The sequence below is a fragment of the Hymenobacter antarcticus genome, assembly GCF_039539545.1.
In the GTDB taxonomy this organism is placed as follows: domain Bacteria; phylum Bacteroidota; class Bacteroidia; order Cytophagales; family Hymenobacteraceae; genus Hymenobacter; species Hymenobacter antarcticus.
Map to the genome: position 1 here is coordinate 43,703 of NZ_BAABDI010000021.1, position 12,444 is coordinate 56,146.

Here is a 12,444-nt window from a genome sequence, read left to right on the forward strand (position 1 = left end):
AAAAAATGGCTGATTCTGACGAAGCGGCACTGCCGCATCAGCCCACTCTTTACGGACTATCAGGGCGCGATAGTTGCGAAATGACAAAATATTATAACAAGGTAAATGATTTCAAATCAGCTATTTGTATGTTAAAAAATAGCCGATTATGGTCTGCTTCAATTGTGCTCGCGGAAGCGAATGCACCCAGTTGGAATGCTTGTGTTCAAGCAGCTAAGTCGCCTAATGCCGGGGTTGAGAGCGGCTGATTAACTGGTGGCAAGTTTCCGGCTAACCGGCCTCAAGTTAGCCGCCAAAAAAAACGGCTGGCCCGCATCGTGCGAACCAGCCGTTTTCGTAGTCAGAATCCGGAACCAGGCCTACCGCATCACCAGGCGGCTGGTGGCCCCATCGGTAGCGCGCAGCAGGTAGAGGCCGGCGGGCCGGCCGCGCACGGGCCAGTTGGCCAGCAAAATATCAGCAGCCTGGTCCGAGGCATCGAAGCTGAAACCGGGCTGGCTATGGTCCTGGTAGCCAATGGGCCGCAGGGCGGTGAACTGCCGCGTGGCCAGGTCGAGCGTGGCCAGGGCATTGTTTTCCTGCAACCCCACATACGCCGTGCGCGAGTCGGCCGATATAGTCGCGTATTCCGGCTCCAAATCCCGGGCTACGGAGCTGGCTGGTCCGGCGGCCGGGCCGCCGTAGATGCGGATTCCGGCGGTGCGCAACGCGGCCGCCTGGACGTTGTAGCTGCTGAAATCCATGGTAGTAGCGCTGGCCTGCGTCACGCCCGCGATGCCGCCGCTCACGTCCACCACCGTTACTGAGCCCACGGGGTCGTTGGTGTAGGTAGCATTCGGCTCGCCCTCGTTGGCGGTGATGACGTAGCGGCCATCCGGCGAGAAAGTGACCATGTCGGGCAGGGCCCCGGTCGTCACCTGCTTGAGGAAAGTGCCGCTCTGGTCGAAAAACACGATTTTGCCAAGGTCCTGCGGCGTAGTGCCTTCCACCGCGCAGGCCACCAGCCCGTTGCGCACGGCCACCGAGTTGAGGTTGCCATACGGCACCATGCTGATGGAGGCCACCGGCGTGATGGCACCCGGCGTGGCGAAGTTGAGAATATCCAGCTTGCCGCCGATGGAGTTGGCCACGTACAGGCGCTGGGTGCTGGGGTCGTGGGCCACGATTTCGGCCGAATTGATTTGGGTGCTGCCGCTGAAGGTCGGGCCGTTCTGGTGGCTGCCCAACCGGTTCAGGGTGAGGTTGCCGGCCCGCACCGGTGCCTGCGTGTCGTTGTCTTTGATAAACACCAGAAACTTGGTGGTGCTGGCCGTGAGCGTGGCGTTGGTGGGATTCTGGAGGCGTACCGAAAAGTATTCGGCCGGCTCGGCGGTGGCGTCGTCGGTGATGGGCAGCGTGAGCGTGACCGTCGTGGGGCTTCCCGGCGCGAAGGGGAGGGTCTGGGGGCTGGCAAAGGTGAAATCGGCCCCCGCCGTGGCCGTGGCCAGCGGCATCACGATGGCCTGCACCGTGCTGGCCGTGGCGTTGGCGTTGCGGATGCTGAGCGGCAGCGTCACGCTGCCCGCGTTCTCGGCTACGATGAGCGTGGTGCCGGTGAAACCCAGGTCGGGCACGGCCTGGGCCAGCGCAGTTGTGGGGCCGGCTACGCTCATCGCCAGCGTGCAGGCAATCGAAAGGCGGGAAAAGTAAACGTGTAGGGGCATAAAAAACAGCTCGATGAAACAGTGCGCCAAAACTATCAGTAAGTCATTACCTCAACATTACAAGCATGTTACCCAATTATAGCCGGGCGGAATTTCCCGCTGTCAGTAATTTTATTCGGGCCTTTGTAACGAACGGGCCGAAGACCGGTACTCCCTTCATTCCAACTCCTAAACACCTTCCGTGGAAACCACGAGCGACGAAGTACTGATGGCCGCCGTCCGGGCCGACAACCTCGACCAGCTCGTACCGCTGTTCGAACGCTACCACGGGCCCCTGTTCAACTACCTCACCCGCCTCACCAACGACCGCGAAACCAGCGAAGACCTCACCCAAACCGTGTTCGAGCGCATTCTGAAATACCGGGCCAGCTACCAGCCCACCCAGCCCTTCCGGGCCTGGATATACCAAATGGCCCGCAACGTGCACGCCGACTACTGGCACCGCCAGCAAAAGCTGCGCGCCGCCGACCTGGACGAAGTGGAGCGTACCGGCGGCCTGCGCAACGCGGCCTTCTCCCAAATGCGGGTGAACAGCAGCGCCGACGACCTGCACGAAGCCCTGGCGCTGCTGCCCACCCCGCAGCGCGAAATCCTGGTCCTGAACCGCTTCCAGGGCTTTGGCTACGAGGAAATCGGGAAGCTGCTGGGCTGCACCGCCGAGGCCGCCCGCGTGAAAGCCCACCGCGCCCTGCAAGCGCTGCGCAAAATCTATTTCGCCAATTAAGCCATGACTACGCCCCAACTTTCTATCTGCCACGACCTGGAGGCACTGCTGCCGGCCTACGTCGAGCACAGCCTGCCGGCCGCCGAGGCCGACCGGGTAGCGGTCCACCTGGCCACCTGCCCCAGCTGCCAGCGGCAAGTAAGCCAGCTCCGCGCCCTCACCGATGACCTGGACGCGGCCCTGCCCGAAGTGCCCCGCACCGCCCTGCGCGCCAATTTTATGGCCATGCTGGAGCAGCAAAAGGCCCTGCTGGCACCCGAAGCTGCTGCCGTTTCGGCTCCGGCCCCGGCCGTGGCCAAAGTGGTATCAATGTGGCCCACGGCTATTGTGAATAACTGGCTGCGCATTGCCGCCAGCATCGTGCTGGTAGCCGCCGGGGTCTTGCTCGGCCGCCAGCTGCCCTGGGGCGGGCGTAGCAGCGGTGGCCTGGCCGTTGGCACTGCCGCACCCACCACCGGGGCAACGCCCGATGGACTGGCCCAGGCCCTGGAAGGAGGCGATGGCCGCTCGGTGTCGGCCAGCAACCGGATTCGGCTGGTGACCAATTCGACCAAGGAAACGGAGCCCGGCGACCCCGCCGTGCAGGTGCTCATCAACACCCTCAACTTCGACCCCAACACCAACGTGCGGCTGGCGGCCTGCGAAGCCCTGTACCGCCTGCGGGCCGACCCCCGCGTGAGAGAAGCACTGGTGCACTCGCTACCCATTCAAACCGACCCCAATGTGCAAATTACGCTGATTGACATGGTCGTAGCCATGCGCGTACGCCGCGCCGTGCCCCAGCTGCAGCGCCTCGCCAAGCGGCCCGATGCCCTGCCCGTGGTGCGTGCCCAGGCCGAAGCCGGCATCGGCAAACTGATTTAACCAGTCTGTTATTCAGGCTAATTGTTTGAAAAAGAACGTCATGCTGAGCTTGCCGAAGCATCTCTGCCGCTTCGTTGCGACGGTATATATTTAGTCATACAGAACGTCATGCTTCGGCAAGCTCAGCATGACGTTCTGTTATCCTTTGAATCACCTCAGATACCATGAATAAGCTCATTCTTCTCACTTTAACGGGCCTTCTGGCGACCCAGGCCAGCCACGCCCAGGACTACAAGCTCAGGCTCAGCGGCAAAGACCGCAAAATCGTGCTCGATATGCAGGGCAGCGACGTGACCGTGGAAGGCATCGACGGCAATGAGCTGGTGATTCGCGGCAACGGCTTCGAGGAAGCGCCCAAGCGGGCCGAGGGCCTGCGGCCCATCTACAACTCGGCGGTGGATAACACCAAAATCGGCCTTTCGGTAACGCAAAATGATAACACCGTGCGCATTGTGCGGGCCTCGCGGAAGGATGCCAATTACGTAATCCAGGTGCCCCACAACTCGGCCGTGCAGTTCAACCAAACCAACTGGAACGGCGGCGACCTGATGGTGCGCGACCTGACCGGCGACCTGGAAGTGAACATGAAATCCGGGGACATGAAGCTCACGAACGTGGCCGGCCCCGTGGTGGCCAACACCATAAGTGGCGATATTCTGGTGCGCTTCGCGGCCATGCGGCCGGCTCCCAGCTCGATTTCGACCGTGAGCGGCGATGTGGACGTGAGCATGCCCGCCAATACCAAGGCCACGATGAAGCTGCGCTCGATATCGGGGGAGGTGTACACCGACTTCGATATGAGCATGGGCAAGGGCCAGGACGAGCTGCGCCACATCGGCGGCCAGGTTGTGGACGGCAGCATCAACGGCGGCGGCACCGCCGTGTCGCTCAAAACGGTGAGCGGCGACATCTACCTCCGCAAGGCCAAGTAGCAAAACGGTCATGCTGAGCGAAGTCGAAGCATCTCTCCCGCTTCGTTACAGCGGTTTCCAAGTCCATGTACAGAGTTAAAAGTTGAGAGTTAAAAGTTAAAAATCAGACGTAGTGGGTTTTAACTTTTAACTCTCAACTTTTAACTGTTTTCAAAAATGTACACTGACTCGGAAACTGCTCTATTGGCAGCGTTGATTACTCACGCAGTAGAGATACTTCGACTACGCTCAGCATGACGTGCTTTCTCGAAAGAGCGGCCCCCCAAGAATAACCAACACAAAACCAGGCCTTCACCTCTAATTACCAGCACGATGCGCCGGTTCCTCCTCTTCCTTTTGCTGGTGCTTGCCACGAGCGGTATCCAGTCGGCCTGGGCCCAGAAAATCATCGAAAAAAGCACGAACCTGACCGCTGGCCAGCGCGTGTACCTGAACCTGCGGCAGGCCAGCAACATCCGCATCCGGGCCGGGGCCAGTGGCAAAATGACGCTGAAGGCCTCCGTCAGCATCAACCAGAATAAGCTGAACGAGGCTTTTGCATTCACCACCGAGCAGACGGGCGAAGAGCTGAAGCTGTCCTCGGACCTAAACAAGGAAATGCTGCGCAACGCCCAGCCCGGCGACTGCCCCAACGGCGGGGCCTACTACGGCGATACGTACTTCGCCAACGGCAAAGACGACGGCGCGCCCGACCGCGACGGCAACCGCCATAACCCGGTGTGCGCCGTCATCGACTACGAAATCACGGTGCCGGCCGACGTGGCGCTGCGCGTGAGTACGCTGAGCGGCAACATCGATATCGAGGGCCTCACCGGGGCCATCGAAGCCAGGTCGCTCAGTGGCTTTGTGGACGTGGCCTGGCCCGCCACTAAGGGCGCGGAGCTCTCGCTGAAAACCATTACCGGTGAGGTGTATACCGACCAGGACATTGCCTTCAGCACCGCGCCCCGCAAAAACCCCATTGCCGGCTACCAGCTGCGGGGCACCCTCAGGGGCAGCGGGCCGCTCGTCAAGCTCGAATCCATCAGCAACGACGTGTATTTCCGCAAGCGGAAATAATTCATTCAACTATTCGGCAGCTTCACGCAACGGGTAGTCAACTCTTTCAGAAGTAATCAGGTAGTGGTTCAACGGAGCGCCTGCTCCCCCCGCCTCCTACGCCGCCTGATGCGCTGCTTGCATTAAAAAGAGGCCCCCGCCATGTGGAAGGGGCCTCTTTTGTGTATCAAGCATAAGCGGCCGCAGGCCAGGACTTATTTGGCCACCACCAGGCGTTGGGTGCGGGTTTCACCCTTGCTCACGAAGTGGCAGAGGTAAATTCCAACGGGCCACTGGGCCGAGTTCAGCGCGAATGAATAGTCGCGGCCGCTTTCGGCCACGTCGTCGAATAGCGTAGCCACCAGGGTACCCATTTGGTTGTATACCCGCACCGTGGCAACCGTCTTTGCCGGTGTGCGGAAATGCACCGTGGTGCCCGTGCCCGCCGCTATCGGGTTGGGGAAGGCGTCCAGCACCGCTTCGTCGGTCGCGGCACGGGTCAGCGCATCGGCGGGATTCGTCGACGAGGGTTTGCAGCTGCCCAGGTAATCGTCGTGCTTGGAGCCGGGGCCGATGTGGGCGGGTACGGCGTTGACGGAGACGCAGATTTCGTGGCCGTTATGGCATATCAGCACCTTCGGGTTCTTGGGGTTGTTGCCGCAGCGCACGTCCACTACAATCAGTTTTACCACCGTAGAGGCCGTGCAGCCAGCCGCATTGGTGGCCACCACCGTGTACTCATAGGTGCCGGCGGCCGTTGGCGTGAACACCGGGTTGGCGCTGGTGGCGCTGCTCAGGGCAGTGGCTGGTTTCCAGCGGTAGCTCACCCCACCCGTGGCGCTTAGGATAGCAGTCTGGGGACCATAGCCCAGGAAAATGGTGTTGGGCTGCGCCGGGGTCGGCACCGGCCCTGCAATCGTGACGGTGACGGTGGGCGGCGTGGCTGGCACGGGGGCAACCAGCGTTGCCTGTGTGGTGGCGGTGCAGCCGTTGGCATCCGTTGAAACGACGGTGTACTGGCCGGCTGCCAGCGTTGTCAGGTTCTGGCCCGTGGAGCGGAACCCGTTCGGCCCGGTCCAGGCAAAGGCTACCGGGGCCGTGGCTCCGGTCACGACCAGGGCAATGCTGCCGCTGATGGGGCTGGCGCAGGTTGGGTTAACGGCCGTGGCATCCAGCCGCGAGCTGCACCCCACCACCGTAATGACGAACGACTGCGAAATGTTGCCGTAGCTGTTGCCGTGGTGGTAAATGTCCTCGGCCTCCAGCGTCACGCGGTGCGTGCCCACCTGCGCCGCGCCCGGCGTGCCGCTGAGCGTAGCCGTGCCGTTGCCATTGTCCACGAGCCGGAGCCAGCTCGGCAGCACCGAGGCTAACAGCTGCAGCTGGTCGCCAAAGGGCAGGTCGGGGTCGGTGGCCGTGATATTGTACACGAATGGCTGCCCCACCACCCGCGTCAGGCCGCTGGGCTGCGACGTGAACGCCGGGGCCGAGTTAATAACAAAATTGAGGGTGTGGGTAGCCTGCTCGTTGTGCGTGTCGCGGGCCGTGAGAGTCACCGCGTGCGGGCCCCAGTTGGCCAGGGCCGGCGTCCAGACCAGCTGGGTGCTGACGGGGTTGGCGGCGGCCGTGGGCAGCGCCGTTGCAAAGCTGGCACCCGCCGGCAGGCCGGTGGCGCTTACCAGGCTCACCTGGTCGGTAGCATCGGGGTCCGAAGCCTGAATCAGGTAGCGCAGAGCCGTGCCGGGCGTGGTTTGCACCACACTGCGGTCGGCGGGCGTGGGCGGCACATCAAACCGCGGCCGCTGGCTCACCACAACGGTCACCGACGTAAAGGCCTGAACACCGGTCAAATCCTGAGCCACGAAGTTGATGATAATAGTACCCAGGTTAGCCGCCGTGGGGGTCCAGGTGAAAGCGGTTTGTACCGGGTTGCCGTTGGCGGGCAATGCCGGGGCCACGCCAGCGCCTATCGGTAGCCCAAACGCCTGCAGGTTCACCACGTCGTTGGGGTCGCTGTCGCTGGCCCGCACCCCAAACGTGAGGGCCTGGCCCGGGGCCAGCTGGTACACAAAGCCATTGGGCGGCGTGATGCTGTAGTCAAATACCGGTGCGTTGGAAGTGCCGGTTATATTAATGAGGAAGTCGATAAGCACGCTGGTGCGCCCGTCGCTGACCTTGATAACCGCATTAAACTGCTGACCTACCGAGTACCCTACGGTGCCAAACGTGACCACGCCGGTAGTCGCATCAACGGCTAGGGCGGGGGCGTTGGCGAAAGGATTGCCATTTAAGTCGGCCACTGTGGCCAGCGAGAAGGTAAGGGCATCGCCGTCGGGGTCGCTCACCGGCAGCTTGAATGTGGCTGCCGCCTGACCCATTGCCACGTTCACGACCGGCACCAGGGTCGATACGGGCGAATTGTTCCCCGAGCCCACGTTCACGAGGGTGCTCACGTACCAGCTGCCGTTGGCGTTATTAGACAGGGTACTCAGGCGACAGCAATTCGTGTAAAAGGCCCGGAAATCGCCCACCGTTGCGTAAGTATGGCTAATGGTAGCCTCGCCGTAAAAGCTGTCGTTGACCACATCGACTGATGTCACCGTGAGGTTGACGGCACTACTCGTCCCGTCGCCAAAGTACAGTTGGTCAGTTACTACCGTCGAGCCAACGGTCAGGTTCGTGGCGCCGAAACTGCGCCGCCACGCCTGGCTCACCCGGAATTCTATTGTGCGCTTGCTGGGGTCTGTAGCCACAGTACGCCAGGTTAAGGTGCCGTAGCGGAAGTGGCTGGCGTGAGCCGGGGTAGCTGCGCCCGCGCCCAGCACGAGGCAAAGCAGCAGCACGCGTAAGGCGGGCCAGCAAATGAGATGGGTCCGGGGCTTTCTCCCCTCACCCGTCAAGTCCCGCGTAGTTTCGGCATTGTCGAAGTGTTTCATAAGAAAAAATCAAGAATGGATTAAAGTATGAGTATTGCGTGGAAAAATAAAATAATAATAAATAATTACCCCGTACAAATTCTGGTAATTATTATATTAATATCTTTTTAAGATGCCAAAAAGGCTGTTTGTAAAGGATATAGTTCAAATGTATGAGAAATAATCAGTCAAGCAAATAAATATGAAATAATTCTTTTGTTAACTTTTTAATTATTGCCGTCTAAGCCCTATTGTAGCCAATAGCTGTGCTTCAGGTAATGGCAGCACACCCAATCCCTGCGCTACAGCAATTGCCGAGACCTACTGAATTGTCCGTCCTTTGCGCGGCAACATCCCATTCATCATCCTGCATGGCGGCAAACCCTGCCCTTGAACTCCGAACCGTGGCCGTGACGCGCTACGTGACCCCGCTCCGCGAGGGCGGCTCACTGCCGGCTCTGGTCGAGGCCGACGACAACTTCCTCTACGTGCTCAAGTTTCGGGGCGCGGGCCAGGGCGTGAAGGCCCTGATTGCCGAGCTCATTGTGGGCGAAATAGCCCGCGTGCTGGGCCTGCGGGTGCCCGAGCTGGTGTTTTGCGAGCTCGACGAGTCCTTCGGCCGGACCGAGCCCGATGAGGAAATTCAGGACCTGCTGCGGGCCAGCACCGGCCGCAACCTCGCCCTGCACTACCTCTCCGGGGCCATCACCTTCGATGCGCTGGTGACCACCATCGAGCCCCGTCTGGCCTCCCAAATCGTGTGGCTCGACTGCCTCGCGCTGAACGTGGACCGCACCGCCCGCAACACCAACCTGCTGATGTGGCACAAGGAGCTGTGGCTGATTGACCACGGCGCGGCCCTCTACGCCCACCACGCCGGTCCGGAATGGGCCGCGCCGCGCCCGCGCCCTTTCCCGCAGGTGAAGGACCATGTGCTGCTGCCCCAGGCCAGCGAGCTGGCCGAAGTCGATGCCGACTACCGCGCCCGGCTTACGCCCGAGGTATTCCGCGCCATCGTGGCCCTGGTGCCCGACGAGTGGCTGACCAACGGCGACGCCCCGCCCGAGGCCCAGCGCGCCGACTACGTCCGCTTCCTCGAAGCGCGCCTGGCGGCCTCCGAAATCTTTGTTCAGGAAGCTCAGGACGCCCGCCATGCACGTATTTGAGTACGCCGTGCTGCGCGTGGTGCCCCGCGTGGAGCGCGAGGAATTTCTGAACGTGGGAGTCATTCTGTACTGCCGCAGCCTGGGCTTTCTCGAAACCCGGTGCGCGCTGCCCGAAGCCCGGCTGCGCGCCTTCGCCCCCGATTTAGAGCAGGAGGAAATAATCACCCGCCTGCACGCCTTCGAGCGCATTTGCCAGGGCCGGGCCACTGGTGGCACCATCGGCCAGCTGCCCATTGCTGAGCGGTTTCGCTGGCTCACCGCTACCCGCAGCACCGTGGTGCAGTGCTCGCCCGTGCACCCCGGCCGCTGCGCCGACGCGGCCGCGACGCTCACGCGGCTTTTTGCCGAGCTGGTGCAATAACCGTTGGTTTCACTGCTAGCGCATTTTCCGCCTTAATTCCTTTAAAAACTGTACACTGACCCTGAAACCGCTCTAATCCCACCCATCTCCAATATGACCCCAACCATCGAAAACTACGCCCTCGGCCACTGGATGCCCGGCTCGGGCACCCAGCAGGAATTGCTCGATGCCAGCACCGGCGACCTCATCGCCGTGGCCAACACCGAGGGCCTCGATTTCGCGGCCATTCTCGACTACGGCCGCCGGGTGGGCAACCCGGCCCTGCGCAAAATGACTTTCCACGAGCGCGGCCGCATGCTCAAGGCCTTGGCCTTCCACCTGGATAGCAAGAAGGAGCAGTTCTACGAGTTGAGCTACCGCTCGGGCGCGACCCGGGCCGATTCGTGGATTGACATCGAAGGCGGCATCGGCAACCTGTTTGCCAACGCCTCGCTGCGCCGCAAGTTTCCCGACAAGCCATTTTATGTGGAGGGCGAGCCGGTGGGCCTGTCCAAGGGCGGCACCTTCATGGCCCAGCACCTGATGGTGCCCCGCGAAGGCGTGGCCGTGCACATCAATGCTTACAACTTCCCCATCTGGGGTATGCTGGAGAAAATTGCGGTGAACCTGCTCGCTGGCATGCCCGCCGTGGTGAAGCCCGCCACGCCCACCGCCTACCTCACCGAAGCCGTGGTGCGCGAAATCATCGCCTCCGGTATTCTGCCGGCCGGGGCCTTGCAGCTGGTCATCGGCACCGGCCACGGCATCCTCGACCACGTCACGTATCAGGATGTGGTCACGTTCACGGGCTCGGCCACCACGGGCCGCAAGCTGCGGGCCCACCCGCGTCTCATTGAGGAAGCCGTGCCCTTCACCATGGAAGCCGACTCGCTCAACGCCGCCGTGCTGGGCCTGGATGCCAAGCCCGGTACGCCGGAGTTCGACTTGTTTATCAAGGAAGTACGTAAGGAAATGACGGCTAAGTGCGGGCAGAAATGCACCGCCATCCGTCGTGCCATCGTGCCCGCTGAGCTGCTGGAGGATGTGCAGATTGCCCTGGGCAAGGCTCTGGCCCAAACCACCGTGGGCCACCCGCAGGCCGAGGGCGTGCGCATGGGCGCGCTGGCCGGCCGCGCCCAGGCCGAGCAGCTCCGCGAGCGGGTGCGGCAACTCGCCAAGACCACGCCCATCGTCTACGGCGACCTCGACAACGTGGAAATCCTGGGCCAGGACCGGGGCGCGCACAGCACCAAAGGCGCGTTTATCTCGCCCATCGTGCTGCTGAATAACGACCCCTTCCGCCACCTCGACAGCCACGAAGTCGAAGCCTTCGGCCCGGTCGTGACGCTCATGCCCTACCGCGATACCGCCGAAGCCATCGCCATCGCCAACCTCGGCAAAGGCTCGCTGGTGTGCTCGCTGGCCACTAATGACCCCCGCACGGCGCAGGACTTCGTGCTGGGCGCGGCCACCCACCACGGCCGCATCCTGGTGCTGAACGGCGAGATGGCCAAGGAAAGCACCGGTCACGGCTCGCCGCTGCCGCAGCTCATCCACGGTGGCCCGGGCCGGGCCGGTGGCGGCCAGGAAATGGGTGGCATTCGCGGCGTGGAGCACTTCATGCAGCGCGTGGCCCTGCAAGGCTCGCCCAGCATGATTACCGCCATCACGGAGGTGTACCAGACCGGCGCGCAGCAGATTGAATACGACAAGCACCCCTTCCAGCGCTATTTTGAGGAGCTGGAAATCGGCGAAACCTACACCACGCACAAGCACACCGTAACGGAGGCCGACATCAGTAATTTCGCCAACGTATCGGGCGATAATTTCTACGCCCACGTCGATGCTACTTCGCTGGATGGCACGCTCTTCACCGGCCGCGTGGCCCACGGCTACTACATTCTGAGCAAGGCTGCCGGCATGTTCGTCGACCCCCGCAAAGGCCCCGTGCTATTGAATTACGGCCTCGACGAGTGCCGCTTCACCAAGCCCGTGTACCCCGGCACCACCATCGGCGTGCAGCTCACGGTGAAGGAAAAAGTGGGTCAGGAAAAGCGCGACGAAACCGACATCGCCAAAGGCATCGTACGCTGGCTCGTTACCGTGACCGACGAAACCAGCGAAACCGTGGCCGTGGCGACGATTATGACTATGGTCAAAAAGAAAAACCAGGAGTAGCCTCAGTCGGGCAATCCCGAATTGTCAGGCAAAAAAAAGCCCCGCTGGTCGTGCGACCGGCGGGGCTTTTTTCGGTAATGGGTGGAGATGCAGGGATTCGAACCCTGGTCCAGACAAGGAAATCAACGTGCTTTCTACGTGCGTATCTATGCTTGGATTTTCATGGCGGTACAGGCGCACATCAGGCCTTTGCACTGCCCCTAGCTGCAGTTGAGTTTCGCCCCCGAGTCACAGCTCCCCGAAGGCTATTTTCTACTTACGACGCTCCGAACTCCCAGGTGTAGAAACTTACCCAGGCGGAACGATGGCAATTACCTAATTCTGAATTAGGCAGCCATGGCGTACGAATAGTCGCCAGTTGTTGTTTGATAGATTTTTTGACAGGAGAGCTTCCATCAACTCCTGGCACGCTTACCCGCAATTTGCGCAAGCTGTCAATTCCGGTCATCCCCAAATGGTAAAGAACGAGTCCCAAATGGTTTGTTAGGACCAAGCGGGCCGCAAAGATACGCGGTGAAGCTGAAACGGTGGGGCAGGAGGGAAGGTTTCCGGTGGGCCGGGTGTTTGGGAATGAATTAGAACGA

Annotated in this window: 10 protein-coding genes and 1 other RNA gene; 8 read left to right on the forward strand and 3 right to left on the reverse strand. The window is 61.4% G+C overall.

Annotated elements, in window-relative coordinates; genetic code table 11:
- The first annotated feature begins 5 nt into the window (after positions 1-5).
- Positions 6-248 (forward strand): hypothetical protein, encoded by a 243-nt coding sequence (locus ABD819_RS14635; RefSeq protein WP_345125529.1) that lies wholly within the window; start codon positions 6-8, stop codon positions 246-248.
- 111 nt (positions 249-359) lie between these two features.
- Here the strand turns inward: ABD819_RS14635 and ABD819_RS14640 are convergent, their stop codons facing one another.
- Positions 360-1,703 carry a choice-of-anchor I domain-containing protein gene (locus ABD819_RS14640; protein ID WP_345125531.1) on the reverse strand — a complete coding sequence of 448 codons (1,344 nt, stop codon included), beginning with the start codon at positions 1,701-1,703 and terminating at the stop codon, positions 360-362.
- A gap of 181 nt (positions 1,704-1,884) precedes the next feature.
- Here ABD819_RS14640 and ABD819_RS14645 point away from each other — a divergent pair, with 181 nt between their 5' ends.
- The 4 genes from ABD819_RS14645 (at position 1,885) to ABD819_RS14660 (ending at position 5,282) form a co-directional block, all read left to right on the forward strand.
- Positions 1,885-2,427 carry an RNA polymerase sigma factor gene (locus ABD819_RS14645; protein WP_345125532.1) on the forward strand — a complete coding sequence of 181 codons (543 nt, stop codon included), beginning with the start codon at positions 1,885-1,887 and terminating at the stop codon, positions 2,425-2,427.
- A 3-nt stretch (positions 2,428-2,430) separates the two neighbouring features.
- Complete coding sequence (locus ABD819_RS14650) at positions 2,431-3,291, forward strand: zf-HC2 domain-containing protein (protein ID WP_345125534.1); 861 nt, start codon at positions 2,431-2,433, stop codon at positions 3,289-3,291.
- Positions 3,292-3,455: 164 nt separating this feature from the next.
- Positions 3,456-4,223, forward strand: coding sequence for a DUF4097 family beta strand repeat-containing protein (locus tag ABD819_RS14655; protein WP_345125535.1), 768 nt, complete (start codon positions 3,456-3,458; stop codon positions 4,221-4,223).
- Positions 4,224-4,535: 312 nt separating this feature from the next.
- A complete protein-coding gene (locus ABD819_RS14660; protein WP_345125536.1) occupies positions 4,536-5,282 on the forward strand; it encodes a DUF4097 family beta strand repeat-containing protein in 747 nt (248 codons plus the stop codon).
- Positions 5,283-5,476: 194 nt separating this feature from the next.
- Here the strand turns inward: ABD819_RS14660 and ABD819_RS14665 are convergent, their stop codons facing one another.
- On the reverse strand, positions 5,477-8,197 hold the full coding sequence (locus ABD819_RS14665; protein ID WP_345125537.1) for a putative Ig domain-containing protein: 2,721 nt from the start codon (positions 8,195-8,197) through the stop codon (positions 5,477-5,479).
- A gap of 350 nt (positions 8,198-8,547) precedes the next feature.
- Between ABD819_RS14665 and ABD819_RS14670 the strand changes: the two genes are divergently transcribed.
- The 3 genes from ABD819_RS14670 to paaZ all read left to right on the forward strand — a co-directional run bounded on the left by ABD819_RS14670 (position 8,548) and on the right by paaZ (position 11,860).
- Positions 8,548-9,342: a HipA family kinase gene (locus ABD819_RS14670; protein WP_345125539.1), complete on the forward strand. Its 795-nt coding sequence runs from the start codon at positions 8,548-8,550 to the stop codon at positions 9,340-9,342.
- The gene (locus tag ABD819_RS14675; protein WP_345125540.1) at positions 9,329-9,703 is read left to right on the forward strand and encodes a DUF3037 domain-containing protein; all 375 of its coding nucleotides are present in this window, start codon (positions 9,329-9,331) and stop codon (positions 9,701-9,703) included. Before ABD819_RS14670 ends, ABD819_RS14675 begins: the two co-directional genes overlap by 14 nt.
- Before the next feature lie 93 nt (positions 9,704-9,796).
- Positions 9,797-11,860, forward strand: coding sequence for a phenylacetic acid degradation bifunctional protein PaaZ (gene paaZ / locus ABD819_RS14680; RefSeq protein ID WP_345125542.1), 2,064 nt, complete (start codon positions 9,797-9,799; stop codon positions 11,858-11,860).
- Between the two features lie 79 nt (positions 11,861-11,939).
- On the opposite strand, the gene ssrA is transcribed toward paaZ, so the two are convergent.
- Positions 11,940-12,312, reverse strand: a transfer-messenger RNA (tmRNA) gene (ssrA, locus tag ABD819_RS14685).
- Positions 12,313-12,444: the final 132 nt, after the last annotated feature.